Source organism: uncultured Sulfitobacter sp., from assembly GCF_947497275.1.
GTDB lineage: Bacteria > Pseudomonadota > Alphaproteobacteria > Rhodobacterales > Rhodobacteraceae > Sulfitobacter.
Genome location: NZ_CANMFS010000001.1, coordinates 540,861 through 564,306, shown reverse-complemented (window position 1 = coordinate 564,306; position 23,446 = coordinate 540,861). Strand labels below are relative to the sequence as shown.

At 62.1% G+C, this 23,446-nt stretch carries 26 protein-coding genes and 1 riboswitch; of the genes, 18 read left to right on the top strand and 8 right to left on the bottom strand.

The genetic code is table 11. The features are described from left to right. Positions 1-13 precede the first annotated feature (13 nt). From Q1A06_RS02735 to Q1A06_RS02725, 3 genes are all read right to left on the bottom strand, one after another. Positions 14-499, bottom strand: coding sequence for an ureidoglycolate lyase (locus Q1A06_RS02735; protein ID WP_299558406.1), 486 nt, complete (start codon positions 497-499; stop codon positions 14-16). Further along, complete coding sequence (puuE, locus tag Q1A06_RS02730) at positions 496-1,908, bottom strand: allantoinase PuuE (protein WP_366523481.1); 1,413 nt, start codon at positions 1,906-1,908, stop codon at positions 496-498. Before puuE ends, Q1A06_RS02735 begins: the two co-directional genes overlap by 4 nt. A 114-nt stretch (positions 1,909-2,022) precedes the next feature. Beyond that, positions 2,023-2,946, bottom strand: coding sequence for a LysR family transcriptional regulator (locus Q1A06_RS02725; protein ID WP_299558402.1), 924 nt, complete (start codon positions 2,944-2,946; stop codon positions 2,023-2,025). 99 nt (positions 2,947-3,045) lie between these two features. Here Q1A06_RS02725 and Q1A06_RS02720 point away from each other — a divergent pair, with 99 nt between their 5' ends. After that, on the top strand, positions 3,046-4,281 hold the full coding sequence (locus tag Q1A06_RS02720; protein ID WP_299558400.1) for a urate hydroxylase PuuD: 1,236 nt from the start codon (positions 3,046-3,048) through the stop codon (positions 4,279-4,281). Between the two features lie 9 nt (positions 4,282-4,290). Here Q1A06_RS02720 and cls read toward each other — a convergent pair whose 3' ends face one another. Both cls and Q1A06_RS02710 read right to left on the bottom strand, forming a co-directional pair. Further along, positions 4,291-5,721, bottom strand: a complete 1,431-nt coding sequence (gene cls, locus Q1A06_RS02715) for a cardiolipin synthase (RefSeq protein WP_299558399.1) — start codon at positions 5,719-5,721, stop codon at positions 4,291-4,293. Next, the gene (locus Q1A06_RS02710) at positions 5,718-6,581 is read right to left on the bottom strand and encodes an endonuclease/exonuclease/phosphatase family protein (protein WP_299558397.1); all 864 of its coding nucleotides are present in this window, start codon (positions 6,579-6,581) and stop codon (positions 5,718-5,720) included. The genes cls and Q1A06_RS02710 overlap by 4 nt, the downstream gene beginning before the upstream one ends. 347 nt (positions 6,582-6,928) lie before the next feature. After that, a riboswitch (cobalamin riboswitch) is annotated at positions 6,929-7,136 on the top strand. Between the two features lie 124 nt (positions 7,137-7,260). Between Q1A06_RS02710 and Q1A06_RS02705 the strand changes: the two genes are divergently transcribed. The 12 genes from Q1A06_RS02705 to Q1A06_RS02650 all read left to right on the top strand — a co-directional run bounded on the left by Q1A06_RS02705 (position 7,261) and on the right by Q1A06_RS02650 (position 16,881). Next, the gene (locus Q1A06_RS02705) at positions 7,261-9,081 is read left to right on the top strand and encodes a TonB-dependent receptor (RefSeq protein ID WP_299558395.1); all 1,821 of its coding nucleotides are present in this window, start codon (positions 7,261-7,263) and stop codon (positions 9,079-9,081) included. A 109-nt stretch (positions 9,082-9,190) separates the two neighbouring features. Next, complete coding sequence (locus tag Q1A06_RS02700; protein WP_299558393.1) at positions 9,191-9,940, top strand: ABC transporter substrate-binding protein; 750 nt, start codon at positions 9,191-9,193, stop codon at positions 9,938-9,940. Then, positions 9,937-10,920, top strand: coding sequence for an iron ABC transporter permease (locus Q1A06_RS02695; protein ID WP_299558391.1), 984 nt, complete (start codon positions 9,937-9,939; stop codon positions 10,918-10,920). The genes Q1A06_RS02700 and Q1A06_RS02695 overlap by 4 nt, the downstream gene beginning before the upstream one ends. After that, positions 10,917-11,675: an ABC transporter ATP-binding protein gene (locus Q1A06_RS02690; protein WP_299558389.1), complete on the top strand. Its 759-nt coding sequence runs from the start codon at positions 10,917-10,919 to the stop codon at positions 11,673-11,675. Before Q1A06_RS02695 ends, Q1A06_RS02690 begins: the two co-directional genes overlap by 4 nt. Then, positions 11,672-12,343 (top strand): adenosylcobinamide amidohydrolase, encoded by a 672-nt coding sequence (locus Q1A06_RS02685; protein WP_299558387.1) that lies wholly within the window; start codon positions 11,672-11,674, stop codon positions 12,341-12,343. The genes Q1A06_RS02690 and Q1A06_RS02685 overlap by 4 nt, the downstream gene beginning before the upstream one ends. 123 nt (positions 12,344-12,466) lie before the next feature. Then, on the top strand, positions 12,467-13,096 hold the full coding sequence (locus Q1A06_RS02680; protein ID WP_299558386.1) for a MotA/TolQ/ExbB proton channel family protein: 630 nt from the start codon (positions 12,467-12,469) through the stop codon (positions 13,094-13,096). Next, positions 13,096-13,473, top strand: a complete 378-nt coding sequence (locus Q1A06_RS02675) for a biopolymer transporter ExbD (protein WP_299558384.1) — start codon at positions 13,096-13,098, stop codon at positions 13,471-13,473. Before Q1A06_RS02680 ends, Q1A06_RS02675 begins: the two co-directional genes overlap by 1 nt. A gap of 51 nt (positions 13,474-13,524) precedes the next feature. Beyond that, positions 13,525-13,860 (top strand): biopolymer transporter ExbD, encoded by a 336-nt coding sequence (locus Q1A06_RS02670; RefSeq protein ID WP_366523480.1) that lies wholly within the window; start codon positions 13,525-13,527, stop codon positions 13,858-13,860. Further along, positions 13,857-14,693 carry an energy transducer TonB gene (locus Q1A06_RS02665; protein ID WP_299558382.1) on the top strand — a complete coding sequence of 279 codons (837 nt, stop codon included), beginning with the start codon at positions 13,857-13,859 and terminating at the stop codon, positions 14,691-14,693. The genes Q1A06_RS02670 and Q1A06_RS02665 overlap by 4 nt, the downstream gene beginning before the upstream one ends. A gap of 245 nt (positions 14,694-14,938) precedes the next feature. After that, a complete protein-coding gene (locus Q1A06_RS02660) occupies positions 14,939-15,673 on the top strand; it encodes a phosphatidylserine decarboxylase (RefSeq protein WP_299558858.1) in 735 nt (244 codons plus the stop codon). Further along, positions 15,670-16,458, top strand: coding sequence for a phosphatidylcholine/phosphatidylserine synthase (locus Q1A06_RS02655; RefSeq protein WP_299558380.1), 789 nt, complete (start codon positions 15,670-15,672; stop codon positions 16,456-16,458). Before Q1A06_RS02660 ends, Q1A06_RS02655 begins: the two co-directional genes overlap by 4 nt. Before the next feature lie 30 nt (positions 16,459-16,488). Then, a complete protein-coding gene (locus Q1A06_RS02650; protein ID WP_299558378.1) occupies positions 16,489-16,881 on the top strand; it encodes a DUF4112 domain-containing protein in 393 nt (130 codons plus the stop codon). A gap of 27 nt (positions 16,882-16,908) precedes the next feature. Here the strand turns inward: Q1A06_RS02650 and ndk are convergent, their stop codons facing one another. Further along, complete coding sequence (gene ndk / locus Q1A06_RS02645) at positions 16,909-17,331, bottom strand: nucleoside-diphosphate kinase (protein ID WP_299558376.1); 423 nt, start codon at positions 17,329-17,331, stop codon at positions 16,909-16,911. 181 nt (positions 17,332-17,512) lie between these two features. Between ndk and Q1A06_RS02640 the strand changes: the two genes are divergently transcribed. The 5 genes from Q1A06_RS02640 to Q1A06_RS02620 all read left to right on the top strand — a co-directional run bounded on the left by Q1A06_RS02640 (position 17,513) and on the right by Q1A06_RS02620 (position 21,452). Next, positions 17,513-17,695, top strand: a complete 183-nt coding sequence (locus Q1A06_RS02640) for a hypothetical protein (RefSeq protein WP_299558374.1) — start codon at positions 17,513-17,515, stop codon at positions 17,693-17,695. Between the two features lie 100 nt (positions 17,696-17,795). Then, positions 17,796-19,658, top strand: a complete 1,863-nt coding sequence (locus Q1A06_RS02635; RefSeq protein ID WP_299558372.1) for an ABC-F family ATP-binding cassette domain-containing protein — start codon at positions 17,796-17,798, stop codon at positions 19,656-19,658. Next, positions 19,655-20,296, top strand: a complete 642-nt coding sequence (locus Q1A06_RS02630; protein ID WP_299558370.1) for a MarC family protein — start codon at positions 19,655-19,657, stop codon at positions 20,294-20,296. Before Q1A06_RS02635 ends, Q1A06_RS02630 begins: the two co-directional genes overlap by 4 nt. A 52-nt stretch (positions 20,297-20,348) precedes the next feature. Further along, complete coding sequence (locus Q1A06_RS02625) at positions 20,349-20,930, top strand: TIGR02281 family clan AA aspartic protease (protein ID WP_299558368.1); 582 nt, start codon at positions 20,349-20,351, stop codon at positions 20,928-20,930. A 51-nt stretch (positions 20,931-20,981) separates the two neighbouring features. Next, entirely contained in the window at positions 20,982-21,452 is a 471-nt protein-coding gene (locus Q1A06_RS02620) for a pyridoxamine 5'-phosphate oxidase family protein (protein WP_299558366.1), read from the top strand. 19 nt (positions 21,453-21,471) lie between these two features. Here the strand turns inward: Q1A06_RS02620 and Q1A06_RS02615 are convergent, their stop codons facing one another. Both Q1A06_RS02615 and Q1A06_RS02610 read right to left on the bottom strand, forming a co-directional pair. After that, the gene (locus Q1A06_RS02615; RefSeq protein ID WP_299558856.1) at positions 21,472-21,930 is read right to left on the bottom strand and encodes a DNA polymerase III subunit chi; all 459 of its coding nucleotides are present in this window, start codon (positions 21,928-21,930) and stop codon (positions 21,472-21,474) included. A gap of 5 nt (positions 21,931-21,935) precedes the next feature. Continuing rightward, positions 21,936-23,411 (bottom strand): leucyl aminopeptidase, encoded by a 1,476-nt coding sequence (locus Q1A06_RS02610; protein ID WP_299558364.1) that lies wholly within the window; start codon positions 23,409-23,411, stop codon positions 21,936-21,938. Between the last annotated feature and the right edge of the window lie 35 nt (positions 23,412-23,446).

The following is a 23,446-nucleotide window of genomic DNA, read 5'->3' as shown; positions in this document are numbered from 1 at the left end:
TCGCTGCGGCGGTTTATCCTTTGATCAGATACGGCGTGTCGAACCGGAATTCTTCCAGATTCGCACCCTCCGAGGTTCGGTCGATGACGGCAAAAAGTCCCGGTGCGTGCAACGGCGTCAGAACACCGTGCCATGTACCCCGGTGGAAATTGATCGCCTGCCCCGCCTCGGTGATGAAGGCGCGCAGATCCACCGGCACACCGTTCGCGTCGGAAGCGACGACCACCAGAAACGGATGCTGCGTCATCGGCACGAAGGCCTGACTGCCCAGGGGGTGACGTTCGACCAGCGAAACCTCCAGGGGCAAGGCAGCGACCGCGCTCTTGAAAATGCTGATGCCGGGTTCGCCATCCGCGAAATCAAGCACTGCGCGGTCGTGAAACCGGCCACATCTGCCCTCGTTGATCATCTTGTCGGGCGCGCCGATTGCGTCCATCACGTCGCCGTAGGGCGCGAACGCCGCTGGCGTGAGTGGTTCTGTCCTTATCGTGTGGGTCACGGGCTGAATATCTCGATCAAACGCAACTGCGCGATCCGTTCCACTTGTCGGCACGCCTCTGCGAATTCTGTATCGCGGTCCTGCTCCTTGCGGCGTTTGAAAGCGTCCATGATAGACGCCTTGGTATGGTCGCGTACGGCGATGATGAAGGGGAACCCGAATTTCGATGTGTAGGCATCGTTCAGATCGACGAAAGCCGCCCGTTCGTCATCCGTCAAGGCATCAAGTCCGGCAAAGGCCTGCTCGGCGGCGGATTCAGCCGTCAGCCGCTTGGCCGCCGCCAGTTTCCCGGCAAGATCGGGATGCGCTTTCAGCACTGCCAGACGCGCACCCTCGTCCGCGCCGCGAAACACGCGTGCCATCATCTGGTGTACCCCGGCGGCGGTATCATGGGTCGGGCCCAGTTCCAGATCATACGCCCGCTCGGCCACCCATGGGCTGTGCTCGAAGACACCGCCGAACGCTGCGACAAAGGCGTCGCGGTCCATCTGCGAAGGCTTGAGCTGTGACATCGCAGGATGCTCCCTGGTCCAGTGCTGCGCGATCTGAAGACGGGTGGCGAACCAGACCCCCTCGTGAGATTTGAAATAATCCATGGCGCGGCGCAAGGCCGCAGCCCGCCCGGGGCGGCCCGCAAGACGACAATGCAGCCCGATCGACAGAATTTTAGGCACTCCCGCTTGCCCTTCCTCGTAAAGGTAATCGAAACTGTCCCTGAGATAGCTCTCGAACTGGTCGCCGGTGGTAAAACCCGCCTGAATGGCAAACCGCATGTCGTTGCAATCCATCGTGTACGGCACGATCAGCTGCTGTTTGCCGCCAAACTCCATCCAATACGGAAGATCGTCCGCATAACTATCGGCAACATAGGCGAATTGCCCCGTCTCGGCCGCCAGCCGCACCGTATTGTTCGAACACCGCCCCGTGTACCATCCCTGTGGTGCCGCCCCGGTCACTTCGCGGTGCAGCGCGATGGCCTGCGTCATCTGCGCGCGCTCCTCGGCCTCAGACATGTCCTTGTGCTCGACCCATTTCAGGCCGTGGCTGGCGATTTCCCATCCCGATGCCTGCATCGCGGCCACCTGTTCGGGCGCCCGCGCAAGCGCCGTTGCCACGCCGTACACCGTCACCGGCAGATCGCCGAGCATCCGGTGGATCCGCCAGAACCCGGCCCGCGCACCGTATTCATAGATCGATTCCATGTTCCAGTGCCGCTGTCCCGGCCAAGCGGAGGCACCGGTGATCTCGGACAGAAAGGCTTCGGAGGCCGCATCGCCGTGCAGGATGTTATTTTCGCCGCCCTCTTCGTAGTTGAGCACGATCTGTACCGCGATCCTGGCACCGCCGGGCCAGTTCGCTCTTGGTGGCGTCGGGCCGTATCCGGTCATGTCACGCGGGTATCTGTGCACGTCTCACCCTCCAGTTTTGCCTTTTTTATAATTCCAAGTAATCCGTTTGTTTTTCAAATAATACTTGAAAGAGCCTTCGGGTTGCCGGGTTTCGCTGCCGCAGGGGCATCTGCATCAGCAATCCGTGATCGTGCTGTCACGCACAGCTTGGGTGATCCGCGCGATGACATATTCCATGAACAGGCGGGTTTTCGGATCCTGTCTGCGGCGATGCGTGAACAGGCACGCCATCTGGATCGCCACCGGTGGCGTCCGGCGCGCCACTTCGACAAGCCGTCCCGCGCGGACATGCGCCGCGACCTCGAACACCGGCTTCAAAGCGATGCCGGTTCCCGCCAGCGCCCAATCCGTCAGCACATCACCATCATCGGATTCGTATCGGCCCGTGACGGGAAACCGCTTCGGTCCCTCCGGGGTCTGCAGCCGCCATTGGAATTCCGTTGCACCGGGAAACCGCAGGTTCAGACATTCATGGCCCTGCGCAAGCAGATCGTCGCCGGAGGCCGGATTGCCGCGGGCCGCCACATAGGCCGGGCTTGCACACAGGATCCGCGCGACATCCGCAATCTTGCGAATGCGCAGATCGCTGTCCTCGGGCTGGCCCAGAAAGAACGCAAGGTCCAGCCCCTCAGTCGTCAGATCCACCTTTCGGTCCGTCAACCGCAGTCGCACCTTTATCTGCGGATACTCCGAGATGAATCCCGGCACCAACGGCGCGATTAACCGCCGCCCCACCCCCAACGGTGCCGCCACATAGAGCGAGCCTCTGGGATTGTCGGTGATGTTGATCACTTGCGCTTCGGCGTTCTCGACCGCTGCGAGTATTTCACTCGCCCCACCGTAGAACGCCTTGCCCTGTTCGGTCGGCGTCAGACTTCGCGTCGTGCGCTGAAACAGGCGCACACTCAAATGCTCTTCGAGTTGCGAGATACGCGAGGACGTAACAGCGGGAGAAATGCGCAGATCCCGCCCTGCGGCTGACATGCTGCCCAATTCGTAAACACGCACGAAGGTGCGAATGTTATCGAGGTATGACATTGTTTGCTTTTATTTGATGCTGTTTGCTATTTTACAAAGATACCGGAGCAATGGTCTTTCGCCTAGGCTAGCGGCAAAGACAAGATCGGGGACGATGGCATGTATGATCTCGCGGTACTATGGGACTGGATCGCGTTCGCCGTGCGCTGGCTGCACGTTATCACGGCAATGGCATGGATCGGCGCTTCGTTCTTCTTTATCGCGCTCGATCTGGGCCTGCGCAGGGCGGCCAACGCCCCCGTCGGGGTGCACGGCGAAGAATGGCAGGTGCACGGCGGCGGCTTTTATCATATTCAGAAGTATCTCGTCGCACCCGAAAACATGCCAGAGCATCTGATCTGGCACAAATGGCAAAGCTACATCACCTGGGTCTCCGGTGCCGCGTTGTTGATGGTTGTCTATTGGGTGGGTGGAGAGATCTTCCTGCTCGATCCGACCAAGGCCGACCTGTCTTTGTGGCAGGGTATCGTGATCTCCGGTGGCTCGCTCACCATCGGCTGGATCGCCTATGACTACATGTGCAAATCCAAGTTGGGAGAGCATGCGACCCTATTGATGCTGTTGCTCTTCGCGCTGCTGGTCGTCATGGCCTGGAGCTACGACCAAATCTTCACGGGCCGTGCGGCGCTGCTTCATCTGGGCGCGTTCACCGCGTCGATCATGACAGGCAACGTATTCTTCCAGATCATGCCGAACCAGCGTATCGTCGTTGCCGACCTCAAGGCCGGGCGCAAGCCGGACGCTAAATACGGCAAGATCGCCAAACTGCGGTCGACTCACAACAACTACCTGACATTGCCGGTCGTCTTTCTGATGCTGTCGAACCACTATCCGCTGGCGTTCGGGACGGAATACAGCTGGATCATTGCCAGCCTGATCTTTCTGACAGGTGTCACGATCCGCCACTATTTCAACACCATGCACGCAACCGGCACGGGGCCGCATTGGACATGGGCGGTGACGGTGCTGTTGATGATCGTGATCGCGTGGCTGTCAACCGTGCGCGGCCCCGACAGCTACGAGATCGCGCAAACCCGCGATCTGACCGCGTATGAGCAGCAGTACGCGTCCGCAGATGGATTTGAGGCAGCCTATGACGTGGTGCTGGGCAACTGCTCGATGTGTCACGCGCGCGAACCTGCGTGGGAAGGGATACACTGGCCCCCGAGAGGTGTCGTGCTTGAGACGCAGAGCGATGTTGCCCGCCACGCCGAGCAGATTTTGCTGCATGCAGGTCTCAGCAACGCGATGCCCCCGCCCAATGCCATCTCTACCATGACACCCGAAAACCGCGGCACGATCGTCGCATGGGTACACGGGGCGCGCGCCGACTGACTCAATCGGTTAAAGAACCGGACCGACCGTCGCGATGACATTGTGCCACATCAGCCGGTAATAGGGCCACTCCGAGATATCCGCGAGGGTAACGCGGGTCGATCGGGCAATGTAGGCGTCCTGACGTGCACAAATATCTGCCGTCGTGTCAGCGTCTTGCAGCAAGATGTTGTTCTCGTAGTTCAGATCGAAACTGCGCAAATCCAGATTGGAGGATCCGACCATGCTGACCTGTCCGTCGATGGTCAGCGTTTTGGCATGGAGCAATCCTTCGGTAAATTCGTAGATCACGCAGCCCGCTTCCAGCAACTCGCGGTAATAGCTGCGGCTGGCCGCCGCCACGATCCAGCTGTCGTTCTTTTCGGGAAAAATCAGGGTAACCGTGACGCCCCGATACGCTGCCGCACATAGCGCGTCGAGCACGCTGGTATTCGGTACGAAATACGGGGTCGAGATCGTCACCCGGTCGCGGGCGCAGGACAATGCGGTGGCAAAGAGTTGCGGTGTGGCGCCGTGCCGCCTGGTCGGTCCATCGCCCATCACATGCGCGGCAAAGCCACCTTTGATCGGCGCGACTGGCACAGCAAGCGGATCGAGGATTTCGCCGGTCTCGCGGATCCAGTCGGTTGCGAACAGCAGCTGGTTTTGCGCCACTACGGGACCTTCGAACCGAAGCATGATATCGACCCAGGGCGCATATTTGGCCTTTATGCGGAACTCGGGGTCGGCAGAGTTGCGGCTACCGCAGTAGGTTATTTTACCGTCGATCACGGTGATCTTGCGGTGGTTGCGCAGATCTATGCGACTGAACAACATGGTCCTGATGGGTTTGCTGTACGGCAATGCCACTGCCAGGTGCACACCCGCCCGCTCCATCCGGTTCCACAGTTCTGATCTGATCAACCTGCGCGAGCCCATTGAATCGGCCATCGCGCGGCAGGTCACACCGCGCTGTGCGGCCCGCATGAGCGCCTCCGCCACAGCTCTGCCAGTTCCGTCGTCGAGCCAGATATAATAGAGCACATGCACCTGATCGCGTGCCGCGTCGATGTCGGCGATCATCGCTGCGCGCGTGGCGTCCCCGTCCGACATCAACGTCGCGGTATTGCCAGCCACCGGATAGAACCCGTTGATAGAGCCGCAATACCGGAAAACCGGTTGATACAACGGATTTATCAGCGCGCCGACATTGTCACCATTGCCCATCATGGGGAAGGCATCCATGCGGATACGGTCAAACACCGCGACCTGCGCCGCCTTGCCGGTTCTGCCGATGTTGTCTTCGCCGAAGAGGAAATACACCACGGTGCCGGCTGCGGGCAACACCATCAGCACGACGAACCACGCAAGCCTTGCCGGCGGCGAAAGGTCGTTGCGCAGCAGAATGCGAACCGTGAACGTGATCACCACGAGCGTATGAAGGATCAGGGCATAGTTCATCTGTCAGCTTCGGGAAAATCCAGGTCTATGAGGATCGGAAGGTGATCGGATGCGCGCGACGCCAGCGCCGATTTATGGACCCGCGCCGATGTATGGCCCAGCCCACCGCGCAGCACGAACCGGTCCAGGGGTGCAAGCTCTCTGGTGGCGTGAAAGCTGTTTCCGGGCATGATCACTTCGCAATTACCGCCCAGCGCGCTTTCGATCCCGGCTTCGCGCCGCCAGGCATTGAAATCACCCGCGATCAGAACCGGGTGGCTGACGTCGTGCAGGTATCGGCCTAGGGCGTGCAACTGGGCCGACCGGTTGCGACGGGTCAGGCCCAGATGCACGCCGATCACCTCGATGCCGCGTTGTTGCAAACGCACCGATACCGCGCCACGCGGCTCCAGCGCGGGCAGATCGATGCGCCCCGTGGCATCGACCTGCACGGCCGCCTGACGGTAAAGCACGGCATTGCCATGCCAGCCATGGCTGTCGGGACGCACCGAAAGATCGGCGATCGCATAGCCAATGTCGGCCAGCGCGCCTTCCGGAAGCACGCCGCCGCGCCGCCCGATCCGCTTGTCCGCCTCTTGCAGCACCACCACATCGGCATCCATCTCTGTCAGAACATGCAGCACCCGTTGCGGATCACGACGCCAATCGAGACCCACCGCCTTGCGAATGTTATACGACGCGATCCGCATCAGCCGCTGTCCCCAAGGCAGGGTGTCAAAACCAGCACAGCACAGGCCCGAAGCCTTACGCAGGCCCCTTGGACCGATCTGGCGGATATCACAAATTTCCCCATTGCTACGATGCGCCGCCTGCGTGGCAGCAAGCGGCCCGATCCGCGCCAACGCGTGTGCATACGACAAGGCCGCAGCAGACCCGGCGCGCGTCACCACGCGCTGGCAGGGGGGATCGGATCAGCATCGCTTTGGTCATCTGGTTCATGGTCAGAGCATACGCGAATCCCGTTAGGAGTGGCAATGCCATAGCCCCCTGCCAGCCGCCCCCATGGCCCCCGGAACCCGTGTCGGCCAAACCGATCTGAGTGGAGTTGCCTGGAAAGGTCGGATCTTCCGCGTATCACTTGGACCGCCATGTGCAGGCGCATGGACGTTTCCTGATGTCCCCCTCCCGGACGGCCCGATATCTGGCAAAACCGACAGCAAATTCAGGCTTGTCGACAAAATCGTCTTTTCAATAGAGGTCCGGGTTTGTATAGTGCGCCTACTTCGGTCCGGGCGGTTCGCCGTCCGGTTAAAAGGGAACGCGGTTCGGCATTCTTTGCCTACTCCGCGACTGCCCCCGCAACTGTAGGCGGAGAGCGAAGCCGGTAAAGCCACTGTCATGCCATGCGTGATGGGAAGGTCCGGCCAAGCGATGACCCGCAAGTCAGGAGACCTGCCGAAGGTTTCACCCTGTCCGGGCGCGAGGGGCGTCAGGGCTGCGGTTTTTCCGCGCGTGGTGTTTTCACCGTCTGCGGGGGTACGACCCTCAAACGACATATACAGTCTATCGGCAATCCACGCCGTACCCGAGGGTTATTTCATGCTCCGTTCTTCCTTGTTGGCCTCCGTAGCCATCTTTCCTGGCTTCCTTGCAACCGCGCACGCGCAAGAGGTCTTCCAACTCGACGAAATCATTGTTTCGGGCAGCCTGTCGCCCGTCAGTGCGGGCCGCACCGGCGCAACCGTCGAAGTGCTCGAAGCCCGCGATATTTCGGCCCGCGACAGTTCTGTGATCCAGCGTCTGAACCGGGTGGCCGGCGTCAGCTCCACGGCAAACGGCGGGCTGGGCAACAGTGCATCGGTCCAGGTGCGCGGTCTGCCGGGGCGGTACGTCGTTGTGCGGGTCAACGGGATCGACATGAATGATCCTTCCAGCACACAAAGCCTGTTCAACTTCGGCGCGCTCACCCCTTCGGGTATCGACCGCATCGAGGTGCTCAAGGGATCGCAATCCGCGCTTTACGGCTCCGAAGCAATCGGCGGTGTCATCGACATCACGACATACCGACCGACCGAGCTGGGCTTTTCGGGGAGAATCAGTAGCGAAGGCGGCAGCTATGGCACGGCGGCAGGCACTCTGAGCCTTGGCTATCTCGGCGACCGGGGCGAAATCGCATTTACCTATGGCCGCATCGTAAACGACGGGTTTTCCGCACGCGCCAACGACACCGAGGACGACAGCTTTCGCCAGACCACTGCCACGCTGACGGCGCGCTACGACGTGACCGATACCGTCACTATCGGCACCGCAATCACAAAGCGCGACGGCAGTGTGGAAATCGACCGCTCACAATCGGACAACAGCGGCAAGAACACATTCGACGAGCTGGGCGCGCGGGTGTTTGCAGAAGTCGTGACCGGTGCCGTGACCCACACGTTCGCCTATTCCTACTTTGACATCGAGCGGCTGGACCCGAACGGTTTCACCACCCGATTTGCCGGAGATCGCGAACGCCTGTCGTATCTGGCCAATGCAGAAATCGGCGGCGGCTTCACGTTGAATTTCGGGATCGACAAGACGGATGAAACGCTCGATTCAGGGGGCGATACCGGCGCAGAGGATACAGTGTCGACTCAGGCGGAGCTGTTGTTCCAGCCCGCACGGGATGTCGATCTTTCCGCTGCGCTGCGCTATGATGACAATTCCGATTTCGGCGGCAAGACGACGGGGCGGCTTGCGGCGGTTTGGCGTCCGCGTGAGGATATCGCGTTGCGCGCGGTTCTCGGCACAGGGTTCCGCGCGCCCTCGTTGTACGAGCGGTTCAGCTTGTATGGCGATGCGAACCTGAACCCCGAGGAAAGCCGCAGCTTCGAGCTTGGCGTCGAAAAGACCTATGGCGGCACGGCCACCGTGAAAGCGACGCTGTTCTACACCGAAATCGACGATCTGATCCAGTTCGACGGCGCCTCCACGGCCTGCGCCAGCGGCTTTGGATGCTACAACCAATTGCCAGGCACGACCCGCACACGCGGAATTGAGCTGTCGGGCGACTACGCGCTCAGCGATGCGACGCGGCTGTTTGCCAACTATACCTACACGGACGCCGCGACCGGCGGAGAGCGTCTGACCCGGACGCCGCGCCATGATCTGGTTTTCGGTGCCGACACCGAGTTTACCAACCGGCTGAGCGGATCGTTCGATGTGCGCTTCGTGGGTGATGTAGTGCCAAGCGCCTTTGCGCCCGCGGACAACAAGGTGGGCGATTACACCGTGGTCGGTCTGGGCCTGTCCTATGACGTCACCGACACCGCGCAGGCCTATCTACGGGTCGAGAACCTGTTTGACGAAGATTATGAGACAGCGGGCGGTTTCAACACACCGGGCCGCTCGGCCTATGTTGGTATCCGTGCGGATTTCTAGACCCTGCCGTCACCATGTCCTGTCCGCCTTGCGGGCAGGCGTGGTAACGTTGTGCACGCTCTTGGGCGGCACCCTGCACGCGAAAGACGTCCCTGTGCGGGTCGTGTCGATGAACCTGTGCACAGATCAACTGGCGATGCTGCTGGCCGATCCGGGCCAGCTTGTCTCTGTCTCGCGCATCGCCACGGATCCGCGTTCCTCGGCAATGGTGGCGCAGGCGTCGACCTACCCCGCCAACAGCGGGCTGGCCGAAGAGGTGTTCGTGATGCGTCCCGATCTTGTCGTGGCGGGCAGCTACACCGCCCGGGCCAGCGTCGACATGCTCGAACGGCTGGGCATCCGTGTCGTGCGGTTCGCGCCGGCCAACACCCTCGAGGAAGTGGCGGATCGGTTGTTGCAAATGGGGGAAGCACTGGGCCATCCCGCGCGCGCGCAACGGATGGTGGCCCGGTATCGTGCCCGGCTCGACGCCTACCGCAGTGCGAAAGCGGAAAGGCCCCGTGCCGCACTCTACTACGCAAACGGTTATACCTCCGGCGACAAGACATTGGCCGGCGAGGTCCTCACCGCTGCCGGGTTGAACAATATCGCCACTGACAACGGGTTCAGCGGTGGCGGTGTCATGCCGCTCGAAGTTCTGGCCTTGTCGGACCCCGACGCGGTCATCACCAGCGATGCCTATCCCGGCGCATCCCGCGCTGAAGAAATACAGCGCCATCCCGTCGTCGAAATTCTGCAGCACGACAGCCTCGGCGCAGCTATGACCGACAGCGATTGGGTCTGCGGCACGCCGTTCATCCTGCGCGCGATCGACGATATGGTCGCCCTGCGCCTCACTCTGCAAAGCCGGGACCGTTGACGCGCCTCGCAGCCTTTCTGGCGGCGCTGGTTGCGGGCCTGTTCGTTGCCGCCCTGGTCGTGGGGCCCGCGGACATCGGCGCGGTCCGCAGCGTAAAGGCCCTTCTGGTGGACGACGGCGGCCCCGTCACTCTTGTGATGCGCGAAATCCGCCTGCCGCGCGCGTTGCTTGCACTGATGATCGGTGGCGGTCTGGGGTTGGCCGGTGCTGCCATGCAGGGCTATCTACGCAATCCGCTTGCGGATCCCGGGCTGATCGGGGTGTCGTCCTCCGCGGCACTGGGTGCGGTGCTGGCGCTTCAGACGGGGGTTGCCGCAGGTTTTGCCTTCGGACTGCCGCTGGCCGCACTGGCGGGCGCGTTGATCGGGGTCTTTATGGTGCTTTTACTGGCTGGTCCGCGCGGATCATCACTCACACTCATCCTTGCAGGGATCGCGATTTCGGCTCTTGCGGGGGCGCTCACGTCGCTGGTCCTCAACCTGTCGCCCAATCCTTTTGCCGCCAACGAAATCGTGTTCTGGATGATGGGATCGCTCGCCGACAGGTCCATGACGCATGTCTGGCTTGCGTTTCCATTGATCGCGGTGGGCACGCTCATGCTGGCAAGTCTCGCGCGGGGGCTGGACGCGCTGACGCTGGGCGAGGATGCGGCAGAGGCGATGGGTGTGCGCCTGAACCGCATGCGGCTGACGCTGATCGTCGGCACCGCCGCGATCGTAGGCGGAGCGACGGCAGTCGCGGGTGCCATCGGGTTTGTCGGTCTCGTGGTGCCGCATCTGTTGCGCCCCTTCGTCGGCGCGCAACCGGGGCGGTTGCTCTGGGCCTCCGCCTTTGGGGGGGCGGCGATGCTGCTGGCGGCCGATCTGGCTGTGCGCGTCATCCTGCCCGCGCGCGATCTCAAGCTTGGCGTCGTGACCGCGCTTGTCGGCGCTCCGCTGTTCCTGCACCTGATTTACCGCACGCGCAGGGATGGCTTATGAACCTGCTTGACCTCAGGGATTTCGGCGCGTCACGCGGCACATGCGCTGTCCTGCGTGCGATCACCCTAAGCGTGAAACCTGCCGAGGTTGTGGGGATCATCGGCCCCAATGGCGCGGGCAAGACCACGCTAATGCGCGCCGCGCTTGGATTGATGCCTGCGACCGGCTACAGTTCGCTGGTCGAAATGGATGCGCGCAGCCGCGCCAGGGCCGTCGCCTGGATGCCACAGGCGCGTGAAATCGCCTGGCCCGTAAGCGTCGAGCGGTTGGTGACGCTGGGCCGTATCCCGCATCTGGGCACGGGACAGCGGCTGTCGGAGGCAGACCGCGCCGCAGTGGACGGCGCCCTGCGCGAGATGGATCTAGAGAGCTTTGCCACGCGCACCGCCACACAGCTATCGGGTGGAGAGCAGGCGCGCGCATTGATCGCGCGTGCTTTGGCACAGCAGACGCCGTTACTGATGGCGGATGAACCGACGGCAGGGCTTGATCCTGCGCATCAGATTGCGACAATGCAGACTTTCGCGCGGATCGCGTCGACGGGTCGGTCGGTCATCGTATCGCTGCATGATCTGGGTCTTGCCGCGCGTCATTGCACACGTCTGATCGTGATCGACAAGGGAAGCATTGCGGCAGATGGCGCACCGCAGGATGTGTTGCGCCCGGATCTCCTGCGGCGGATATTCGGTATCGGTGCGTTCATGCAAATGACCGCAGACGGTCTCGTATTTCAGCCGATGGAAGTCGTGCCATGAACACGGTATCTCTCCTACGGCCCTGGCTGCTGTTTGACCTGGGGGCCGAGATGCAAGTGCTGAGCTGGGCCATCAACCGCCCCGGTTTCGTCCGTGCGGACCGTATCGTCTGGCGCGAGGTGCGCAATGCCGATCTGCCCGCAGGGCTGGACGTGCGCGACTGGTTCGAACGTACCTTGCGCGCACGGGACCTTGAGGACGCAGTCGCTTTCCTCACCTCGCGCGATGTTTCGCATTTCTGCGAGGCAACGGTGACGGTGGGCGCTATAACGGCGCATTGCGTCGCAACCGTGGGTCTGTCGAACGCCGAACGGATCGGTTCGCGCGCGGACCGCAGCGCGCAGGACTGGGGCACGATCAACGTCGCCGTCCGCCTCGATTGCGGACTGAACCAGACCGGCCTTATCGAAACACTCAGCATCGCCACACAGGCCCGTACCGCGGCGATCATCGACACGCAGATCCATACCCCCGGCGGGATTGCGACCGGAACCGGCACCGACTGTATCGCGGTGGCGGCACCGGAGGGCGTGCAGGAGTATGCCGGCTTGCATACCGAAATTGGCGAAGCGGTCGGCGCGGCGGTCTACCGCGCTGTGCAATCGGGTGCTCTTCGGTGGAAATCTGATATCGGGGCCGTGCACAAAGGAATGACAGGACATGGGTGATTTCAATGTGATTAACCAAGGCGCGCCTCGGCGGGCCGGTACGGACCGTAGCCGCGCAGCGATCGGTCAAAGACACAGGATGACTGGGGCCGGAACGCCAGACCAAAGCAAGGGAGCATGAAGATGGAACCGGGATTGCAAGCGGCACGCGAATTCATTGCGACCGGCGGGCCGGCTCTGGCCGCTATAGCGGTTCTGTCGGTTCTGACGCTCGCCATCATTCTCTGGAAGATCTGGCGTCTTGCGCTGTGCGGTGCGTGGTCCTCGGGGCAGGCCCGCGCCATGCTGCATGCGGGCACGGCACAGGCGCAACCCTCCCCAGACCTGCCGCGCAACCTGCGCGCACGTTTCGTGACCCAAGCACTCGGCGCGCGCGATCTGCCCGATCCGCTGGCCCGCGAAGAGATCATGCGGCTTGGCGCGCGGGCGCTCGCCACACTGCGCGGCGGCTTGCGGCCGCTGGAGTTAATCGTCACCATCGCGCCACTCATTGGTCTGCTCGGGACGGTTCTTGGCATGATCGACGCCTTTCAGGCGCTGGAATCAAGCGCCGGTCAGGCAGACCCATCGGTGCTGGCGGGTGGCATCTGGGAGGCGCTGCTGACGACGGCGGCGGGTATGGCCGTCGCCATTCCGGCGGCGGTGGCGCTAAGCTGGTTCGAAGGCATCGCCGAACGCGTGCAGGCGGATATGGAGGATATGGCCACCCGCATCTTTACGCATCCGCACACCCGGGAGGGCGCCGCAGGGTAATGTTCAGCTTCGCCCCCCCTCCCGTGCGGCGCAGGCCGAGCCTTACACCGATGATCGATGTGGTGTTTCTGTTGCTGGTGTTTTTTATGCTGGCGTCGCAGTTCGGAAAGGACAACGCGTTGCCTCTCTCGGTCGCAGGGACGGCATCCATCTACACGGGGCCGCCCCGGCTCGTCGATATCGGCGCGGCTGATCTGCGGCTCAACGGAGTGAGCGTATCACCGGCCGCGCTGGTCGACCGCCTGAGCGAGCTGACGCAAACCACCGACGATACCATCGTGCTGCGCGGTGACGCGGCAACGCCGCTCCAGCGTCTGATCGACGTGGCTGAAGCGTTGCGACAGGCAGGCTTTACCCGCCTGTCGGTGGTCGAGTAGCACCCGGTGCGGTTTCATCGCCCACCGGCCCGACGCAGGGCGGAATCGGTCGTGCCGATGATCAACGTGGTTTTTTTGCTGGTGATCTTTTTCATGATGTCCGCCCGCATCGCTCCGGCACCGCCGTTCGATGTGGAACTGCCGCGCTCCGACAGCGACAGCGCCGTGCGCGAAGAGAGCACTTTCTATCTCAGCGCCGATGGAAACGTCGCTTTTGGCGGCGTGACCGGTGACGACGCGTGGGCGGCGCTCGCGCGCGCGGACACAGCACGGTCCTTGACGATCCGGGCGGACGCGCAGCTGGCGACGCCGAAGCTCGCGGCAGTCCTGACACAACTGGCGAAGCTGGAGATCACGTCGGTCACCTTGGCGGTGCGCGCGCAATGAGAGGTCTCGCGGAATTCGTCGCATGTCTGGCGATCGCCGCCGCGTCGCATCTGGCGATGTTTCAGGTGATACCCGACGATACGGCCGCAGTGACCGGCAATACAGAGGAAGCGCGCGTGGCCCTTGCCCCAAGCTCTCCTTCGCTGTCCGCGCTTGTGGCGGAATGGGACCGGCCCGTTGAAGCCGTGCAAAGCATCGCGGGCACGGCTCCGTCACAGCCTCCCCCGGTTTCCAATCCGGCGCGTCTTGTCCCTCTGCCAGCACCGCGTGTTGCCCGCAGCCCGGTGCCGGCTATCGCGCGCCCCGTGGAAACGGATGCAGTGCCCCGTATTGATCTGACCGTGCCGGTCCCGTCGAACCGCGCCGCAAAAGCGTCTGCCAGACCCCGCACACGCCCCGATGCACCGCAAGCGGCGCCGCGCAAACCGGCCCCTGCCACCGCGCGCGCCAAACGCAAAGCGGCCGCTTCTTCAGGGCAGCCGAAAACCAGTCGCACGCAAGCGGCCGCTCCGGCGGCGAAAACCACCGCACCCGTACCAGGCCCGAAAGCAAGTCCGGCGGCGATGGCACACTGGGGAAGCAGCATCAGGTCCGCCGTGGAACGTCGCAAGCGATACCCGACCGGCACGCGCGGCAAAGGCACCGTCACACTGGCGGTGGCAGTATCGTCCGGCGGTGCGCTCGCATCGGTAAAGGTGCGCCGCTCTTCCGGTGATGCCAGACTGGACAACGCCGCCGTAACCGCAGTGAAACGGGCGCGGTTCAAACCCGCGCCGCGCGGCATTTCGGGCGGAGTTCACCGTTTCTCGCTTCCGATTTCATTCAGCCCTTAGTACGCGCAGTGAATTGCTGGTACATTCCCGATACTCAGGTTTCACCCCCCGCCCCCCCGCTTTGGAGCACTCAATTGACACCGCGCCGACAAAGCCTGTAGCAACGACTGCCATTACCTCGTATGACGCGGATCATCCCAACCTGCGCGGGGGGATGTGCAGATTGGCAAGAAAACCCATCGCACCCTTCGAACACACGAAACCAAGGCGTCGTCGGGCAAGCCGACCACCTGTTTTTTCCGGAACTGCGCGCGCCGTTCCCGTCCCGATCTGAAAGAAGACCGTCGATGAACATGATCAAGATCGTTGCCGTGCCGATGCACAAGGAGGGGCGCAAGTTCGTCGCGATATTTGCCGGCATCACTGTTTTGCTGGGCTTTCTGTGGGAGCCGCTTTTCTGGATCGGTGCCGGCGCCACGGTATGGTGCTACTATTTCTTTCGCGATCCGGTGCGCGTCATTCCGCAGCAAGAGGGCCTCGTGCTGTCCCCTGCCGATGGCATCGTCTCGCTGATCGAACGGGTGGTGCCGTCACCCGAGCTAGATCTTGGTCCGGATCCGGCCGTCCGCGTTTCGGTGTTCATGAATGTATTCAACTGCCATGTGAACCGTGCTCCGCTTGCCGGGAAAGTCATCGCCGTGAATTACCGCCACGGTAAATTCGTCAATGCGTCCCTCGACAAGGCGAGCGAACACAACGAGCGCAACAGCGTCACCATCGAAACGGCGGGCGGTGCGCGGATCGGAGTGGTTCAGATCGCGGGTCTTGTTGCACGGCGGATCGTTTGTTTTGTACGTCCGGGCGATACGCTGGAGGCGGGACACCGGTTCGGGCTGATCCGGTTCGGCAGCCGCCTTGATGTGTATCTGCCCAATGGCGTTGCGCCGCTGGTGTCCGTCGGCCAGACGGCGGTGGCCGGTGAGACGATCATCGCCGATCTGCATGACCCGGACCGCGCGCGTCGCGGCGTCGCGGAATGAGCAGCACGGGCCACATCAAGCTGCGCCACATCGTGCCAAGCGTGGTTACGGTTTTTTCCATCTGCGCCGGTCTGACATCCGTCCGGATGAGCCTTGAGGGGCACCTTGAAGTCGCGCTTTACTTTATCTTGCTTGCGGTGTTTCTGGATGCCGCCGATGGCAAGGTCGCCCGCTATCTCGACTCTGCAAGCCCGTTCGGTGCAGAGCTGGACACCTTGGCGGATTTCTTCAACTTTGGCATCGTACCGGGGCTATTGCTCTACAACACACTTTATGTCGGCACCGCGCACTCCAGTCTGGGCTGGCTCGCCTCGCTGGTGCTGGCGGTATGCTGCGCACTCAGGCTCGCCCGGTTCAACCTGTCGCTGAAAACAAGCACAGTGCCCCTCAAACAGGACGATCATTTCGTCGGCGTGCCCGCACCGGCGCTTGCGTGTCTGGCCCTGATGCCTGTCTTCATGCATTTGTACGGTTGGCAGAACACCGACCTGCCGGTGCTCCGCGCCATCTACATCATCGGCGTCGGGCTTCTTGCCGTCAGCACGATTCCGACATTCTCGATCAAACATGCAAAGATCCGACGCGCCCATCTTCCCTTCGTGATCGTCTGTGCGGTCGTTCTGGTCGTCTGTCTGATGGTCTATCCCTGGCCTACCCTCATCGCCGCCAATTGCCTGTATCTGCTGTCGTTGCCGGTCTCGTTTCTACTGTATCAAAGACGCGCCAAAGCAGTGATTGCCGCGCAGCAGTCCGGATCGGACACGGGAAACGATGCGGCACCTTGACGCGGCGCGCCGCAGCACCATTTCAGCATCATGAACACAGCAGCCGATCATCCCGACGCCGCCGCGCTTCGCGCTCTTGCCAACCGCATGGACCGCGCCTTTCGCCTGCCGGTGATCGGAACGCGCATCGGATGGGATTCCATTCTGGGTCTGGTCCCGGGCGTCGGTGACGCACTCACGCTGGCGCCTGCGATCTACATAATCAAGACGGCCCATGGCAAAGGCGTGCCCGCCGCAACGCTCGGTCGGATGGGGGTGAACGTCGGGATCGACGCGCTGATCGGGACCGTACCGGTTTTCGGTGATCTGTTCGACATCGGATGGAAGGCCAACACCCGCAACGTCGATCTGCTGGACCGTCACCTCAAGCTTACTGATCAGGACCGCTCAAACGAAAACAGGCGGCCCGAAAGCCGCCCGTGAACGTGCGATAATCGCGGACGAGACTGTTTAGCCCACCAGTTCCAGTCCCGAGAAGAAGTAAGCGATCTCTTCCTTCGCGGTTTCCGGTGCGTCCGATCCATGTACGGAGTTTTCACCCACGGATTCTGCGAATTCGGCGCGGATTGTTCCCGCTTCGGCGTCTGCGGGGTTTGTCGCCCCCATGACTTCGCGGTTTTTCGCGATGGCGCCTTCGCCTTCAAGAACCTGTGCCACGATCGGCGCGGATGCCATGAATTCGCACAGTTCGTCATAGAAGGGACGCTCGGCGTGGACCTTGTAGAACTCGCCCGCCTGCGCCTTGGTCAGGTGGATGCGTTTGGACGCGATGACGCGCAAACCGGCGTCTTCGAATTTCTTAACGATCGCGCCTGTCAAGTTGCGTTTGGTCGCGTCTGGTTTGATGATCGAAAATGTACGCTCGAGAGCCATGGGAAATCTCCTTTGGATATGTATTTGGGGCGCGTGTAGCATGGGGCTTGGAGAGGATAAAGAGGATTGTGAGGCGGGTTGCAGAGCGTCCTTATCAGGCACATTGAAGTCCTGACCATCTCAGTTAACCTTATTTCATAATACATTGAAATCTTGACATGAATCTACGTTTTGCCCCTTGATGGCCGACGGCCCCGAAGCGATTCAGCTGGACCTTGCGACCTGTGAGGCGTCGGTGCCGCATGTCGATCCCGAAAGCTTTCCAAAGCCTCTTGCCGGGACCAGCCGGATTTGCCGCGCGACGATTGCGCACGACGATATCCAAGCGTTTGTGATTTCCCCCCAGAGGGCAACAGCCCGATGATCGGTTTTGCAAGCATCGACGCCGAGACCCTGCCGTGCCTTTTGAATTAAGCCGCACGTAGACGATTGACATGGGCGGGAGGCTGCTGCACTCCCCGCCCATGCTACGTATATCAGAGATCAATTATTCCGTCGAAGGCCGTCCCCTGTTCGAGGAGGCCAGCGCCGTCATCCCGGATGGGCACAAGGTGGGTCTGGTGGGCCGCAACGGTGCGGGCAAAACCACGCTTTTCCGCATCATACGCGGCGAATTGGGGCTGGACGCGGGCGAGATCAGCCTGCCCTCGCGCGCTAAGATCGGCGGTGTGGCGCAGGAAGTGCCGTCTTCGGAGGTGTCGCTCATCGACACGGTCCTCGCCGCCGACACGGAACGCGCCAGTCTGATGGCGGAGGCCGAGACCGCCAGAGACCCCGCCCGTATCGCCGACATTCAGGCGCGGCTTGCCGACATCGACGCATGGTCCGCAGAAGGGCGTGCAGCCTCTATTCTCAAGGGGCTCGGCTTTGACGACCTTGACCAGCAACAGCCCTGTTCCGATTTCTCTGGCGGCTGGCGGATGCGGGTGGCGCTTGCGGGCGTGCTGTTTGCGCAGCCCGATCTGTTGCTGCTCGACGAGCCGACCAACTACCTCGATCTCGAAGGCGCGCTGTGGTTGGAGAACTACCTGGCGAAATACCCGCACACGGTCATTATCATCAGCCACGACCGCGGCCTGCTCAATCGCGCGGTCGGCGGAATTTTGCATCTCGAAGACAAGAAGCTGACCTATTATCAGGGCAACTATGACCAGTTCGCCAAGATGCGCGCCGAGAAGCGGGCACAACTGACAGCGCAGGCCAAGAAACAGCAGGCGCACAAGGCGCACATGCAAGCCTTTGTCGATCGCTTCAAGGCCAAGGCGTCCAAGGCCAAACAGGCGCAATCGCGGATGAAGGCCATTGAAAAGATGGTGACCATCACGCCCCCCGAAGAAGCCGCGCGCAAAGTCTTTACCTTCCCCCAGCCCGACGAGCTTTCGCCGCCGATCATCAGCATCGAGGGCGGATCGACCGGCTATACCGAGGGCCAGCCGGTGCTGTCGCGGCTTAACCTGCGCATTGATCAGGATGACCGTATTGCCCTGCTGGGGCGGAACGGTCAGGGTAAATCCACCCTGTCGAAATTGTTGAGCAACCGTCTGGTCCTGTTCGAGGGAAAGGCCGTAAACTCCAACAAATTGCGCATCGGTTTCTTCGCCCAGCATCAGGTGGACGAGCTGATCGTCGAGGAGACCCCTTTGCAGCACATGATCGCCGCGCGCCCCGGTGTGCTGCAGTCCAAGCTACGTGCCCAACTGGCCGGTTTCGGCCTTGGCCCCGATCAGGCCGATACCGCTGTCGGGCGTCTGTCAGGCGGGCAGAAAGCGCGGCTTTCGCTGTTGTTGGCAACGCTGGATGCGCCGCACCTGCTGATCCTCGACGAGCCGACCAACCACCTCGATATCGAGTCCCGCGAGGCGCTGGTCGAGGCGCTGACGCGCTATTCCGGCGCTGTTATCCTCGTCAGCCACGACATGCACTTGTTGTCGATGGTCGCGGACCGGCTCTGGCTTGTCTCCGACGGCACGGTAAAGCCGTACGAGGACGATCTCGAAGCGTATCGCAAGATGCTGTTGACCGTCGAAAAGCCGGTGAGCAAAACCGCCAGGCCCAAGGTCGAGGCCGCCAGACCCAAGCGCGCCAGCCGCGAAGATATCCTTGCCCTGCGCTCGGATGTGCGCACGTCCGAGGCACGGGTTTCCAAGATCAACGAGATGCGCGACAAGCTGGCCAAGAAACTGGCGGACCCGGCACTGTACGAAAAAGACAAGGTCGGCGAGCTTGAAGTCTGGAACAAGAAGTACGCCGAGGTGATGGGCGCGCTCGAGCGGGCCGAAGCACTGTGGATGGGCGCGCTTGAAAAGCTTGAGAAGGCAGAAGCATGATCCTCGACACCGCCTATATGATCACCGCGTTCGTGACCCTGCTCGTGGTCATCGACCCGATCGCGATCGCGCCGATCTTCTTGGCGCTGACAGGAGGAATGACCAAAGCGCAGCGCGCCCGCATCGCGGGCCGTGCGGTGATCGTTGCGGGGCTGCTTCTGGCCCTCTTCGCCTTCTTCGGGGAAGCCGTTCTTGGTTTCGTCGGCATCTCGATGCCCGCCTTCAGGGTCGCCGGTGGTGTGTTGCTGTTCCTGACCGCGCTCGACATGCTGTTCGAACGGCGCACCAAGCGCCGCGAAGACCAGACCACCGACCAGGATCCCGAACACGCCGACGATCCGTCCGTGTTCCCGCTTGCCATTCCGTTGGTCGCCGGGCCGGGAGCAATTGCTTCGGTCATCCTTTTGGTGGGCGAAAAGCCCGGCGGCGAAGGCCTGATCGCGGTGCTGGGCATCACGGCGGTGATATTGCTGATCATGTACATCATGCTGCGCATCAGCAGCTATCTGGAGCATGCCCTGGGAAAGGTCGCGATCAACGTGATCACCCGCGTTCTGGGCATGTTGCTGGCTGCGTTGTCGGTGCAATTCGTGCTCGACGGTCTGTCGGCGTTCGGTTTCGGCCCTGCGGTTGGATGATCGGCGCAGCCTCCCTATATGTTAGGCACCCAACCGACCGGAGCCGCCTTTCATGTCCTCAGACAACATCGCCACGCTGATTTATATGTCCTTGCTGGGACTGGCCATCGGCGGCTGGTTGTTTTTGCAAAGCCGCGATAGCATCGGGCGCCATCTGCAACATGCGATGATCTGGGGCTTTCTGTTTCTCGGTGTGGTGGCGGCATACGGCCTGTGGAACGATGTGCAGCGGTCAACCGTGCGCAACCAGATGGTGCAGACCGGCAGCGGGCAGATCGCCGTGCCCCGCCAGCGCGATGGGCATTACTACCTCACGCTCGATATCAACGGTGCCGCGATCCCGTTTGTCGTCGATACCGGTGCCACCGATATGGTGCTGACCCGTGCGGACGCGCGACGCGCCGGGCTTGACCCCGATACGCTCAACTACATAGGAACCGCCAATACCGCCAACGGTACCGTGCGCACCGCGCCTGTCCGCCTCGACCGCGTGCGGCTGGGCGATATCACAGACACCAATGTGGCAGCGACGGTGAACGGCGGCGAAATGCAAGGCTCGCTGCTTGGCATGGGCTATCTGCAACGCTGGGGCCGGATCGAGATCACCGGCGGCGAGCTGATCCTGACACGATAGTGTCGTGCTGTCTCGCTTGCGTCAGATTGCGCACAGGTCTATCCGGTTGGAATGGCGCAATCGTTTGATCCGATGGACGTACTCACCCAGCCCCTGATGGCCAATCTGGCGACCGTGACGCAGGACGGCGCACCGCGCAACGCGCCAATGTGGTTTCTTTGGGAAGACGATGCAATATGGCTGCTGGGTTCTGCGGACGCCAGCTCTGTAAGACGCATAGAGGCCGACCCGCGCTGCGCCGTCGAAATCGTACAGTACGACAATCCGCGCGGCATCCTCCTGCATCTGGGGCTTCGCGGCCGTGCCACTGTCCGACCAATGTCACCTCCACTGTTCCGGCGCTTGCTGCACAAGTATCTGGGACCCGAGCCGCAGTGGAACCCGTGGTTCATCGAAAACGTGGCTAAGATCGATGATCCGACCGGCCGGCTTATCCGGCTTGCCCCAACCAGCACGTTCACCAACAATGTTTCGTATTTCAAAAGCGGCCCCGATCTGGCGTGGCCGCCCGCACCCGGTTGATCCAGACACACAGCGCGTTTCAGCTTTCCGCCTTCTTCTCCCAACGTCCCGACTCCTCGGACCAGTATTGTGCCTTCACGCCGGCTTTCGTCAGGGTTTTCCATTGGGCGCGCGCATGGGCAAGCGCGGCCTCGTCGTGGCCGTCGAAGAGGATGCACACCCGCGCCATCGCCGCAACATCCGCCTCCGCCACGTCGGCAGAATGAACGACCATCAGGCATTCGGGACTGTTCGGGGCCACCGTTTGCGTCGTCAAGAGCACGGGCTGTCCTGCGTCCTGATCCCCGCCCGCCAATCCATGCGGCAAAAAACTGTCTTGCGGACCAAGCCACAATGCCCGGTCCAGCGCATCGAGCCGCGCCGGGTCCGTGCCACGCACGGCCACACGCCACCCTGCTGCCAGCGATTTCTCCAGCAGTTGGCGCAGCGTGTCCTCCAGCGGGCGCTGCGTGAGGTGATAAAACATGGCAGCGCCCACTGTGATCACTCCGCCTCGTAGCGGTCCGCGATCAGGCGGTTCAGGGCGGCGACACCCCAGCCCGTCGCGCCAACGGGCGCGAGCGTGGTTTCGGATTTCACCGATGCGACCCCCGCGATATCCAGATGGATCCAGGGACACCCCTCTTTCACGAAACGCTGCAGGAACTGCGCCGCCGTGATCGACCCGGCGGGCCTGCCGCCGACGTTCTTCATATCCGCGATACGGCTTTTAAGCTGGTCATCATAAGCCTGCCCCAGCGGCATCCGCCACGCGCCTTCGCCCTCGGTCTTTGCGGCCTTGAGGAACCCATCGCAGAAATCATCGTCGTTGGAAAAAACGCCTGCGTTTTCGTGCCCCAAGCCGATGATGATCGCGCCGGTCAGCGTTGCCAGATCGATCATCGCGGACGGCTTGTAGTGTTCCTGCGCATACCACATCACATCGCACAGGACCAAGCGGCCTTCGGCGTCGGTGTTGATCACCTCGACCGTATCGCCCTTCATCGAGGTGATGACGTCACCGGGACGTGTCGCGTTGCCTGACGGCATGTTTTCCACGAGCCCGACCAGGCCCACGACATTGGCCCGCGCGCCGCGCAGCGCCAGCGTGCGCATGACGCCCGCAACAGCGGCGGAGCCGCCCATGTCCATCGTCATGTCTTCCATACCACCTGCGGGCTTGATCGAAATGCCTCCTGTGTCGAAAACGACGCCCTTGCCGACCAGCGCCAGCGGCGCTTCGCCCTCAGGTCCGCCGTTCCAGTGCATCGCAACCACATAGGACGGGCTGTCAGACCCCTGCCCCACAGATAAAAGCGTTCGCATTCCCAACTTTGCCAGCGCATCTTCATCCAGAACCTCAACTTTGAGGCCAAGGTTTTCCATCTCCTTCAGCCGCTCTGCGTAATTCGTCGTGGTCAGCACATTGGCCGGCTCGTTCACCAGATCGCGGCACATGTGCGCGCCTTCAGCGACGGCCAGCGGTGCAACTGCCGACAGTTTCAGATCGTCTGGCTTGCCGGTCATCACGGTCACGCCGCCGGTGCGGCTGCTTTCTGCGGTCTTGTGCACCTCGAATGCGTAATCGCGCATGGCGAAACCGTACACCGTGTCTTCGGCGCGCCGCAGCGGACCCGCCAGCATCAGCACGTCGCCCTTGCCACCGCGCGCCTTCGCCAGCGCCGCACCCGCCTTGCGTGCTACATCCGCCTTGGCAGACCGTTCGATCCGCACGACATCCACGGCATCCGCCTGCAGACCCTGCGGATAGGCAAGCGTAATCAGGTCAGCCTCTTTCATCTTGTTCCAGCGTTCGCTTTCGGCCAACCGTGCGATAGCCCCCTTCATCATCTTGTTGACCCTGCGCGCGCCGGGATCCAGCTTGCCCTTCGCATCCACAAAGATCGCCACGCGGCCGGTCTGCGCCGCGATCGCGTCCAGATCGGTTTCGGAAAATGTCATTGAGGTCAGCTCGGTCATGTCACACGCCTTTTCGGTTGCTTTCGCCAAGACCT